Below are 700 nucleotides of genomic sequence, written 5' to 3'. Positions count from 1 at the left end.
TTCCATGTCGCCGGGGTTGCCTGAAACAGCGTGATGTCCTGACTATCCAGATAAGCTGCCAGCGCTTCACCGTCCCGTGACAATGCTTTGTCCGCCAGATGCAGTGCCGCCCCGTTTAACAGCGGCAGGTAGATTTCCAGCACGTGAATATCGAATGAAATCGTGGTCACCGCCAGTAAGCGGTCATCGCCACTGACCTGATGTTGCTGCTGCTGGCTGGTCAGGAAGTTGACCACCGAGCGATGCGGCACCATCACCCCTTTCGGTTGTCCGGTTGAGCCGGAGGTGTAAATCACATAGGCCAGATGGTCGCTGGTCAGGGGCGCAACCACCGGGTTATCTACCGGCTCATCCGCCAATGATGCCCGATTGAGCGCCAGTACCTGTAACTGCGCTGCCTGCTCACCAAATGTCCCGGCAATATCAACCGTGCCATCGGTAATCAGTACCACCGGACGGCTGTCGGCCACCATGTATTGCAGCCGCTCGGACGGGAACAAAGGGTCAAGCGGCACATAAGCACCGCCCGCTTTGAGCGTTGCCAGTAAGGTAGTGACCATGGCACAACTGCGCTCGACCATCACCGCGACATAACTGCCCGGTGTGACCCCGAGTGTCATCAGGCGATGAGCTAACTGATTGGCCTGAGTATTCAGCGCGGCATAGCTCAGGGAATCATTGCCCGAGACGACGGCTGTGG

1 protein-coding gene is annotated in these 700 nt (G+C 58.0%); it reads right to left on the bottom strand.

The annotated features are described in order from the left end of the window. On the bottom strand, nucleotides 1–700 hold a 700-nt coding region (locus AC55NX_RS20770), incomplete at both ends, for an AMP-binding protein (RefSeq protein ID WP_496997458.1).

This window comes from Vibrio rubrogenes (assembly GCF_059641415.1).
This window is presented reverse-complemented; position numbering and strand designations above follow the sequence as displayed.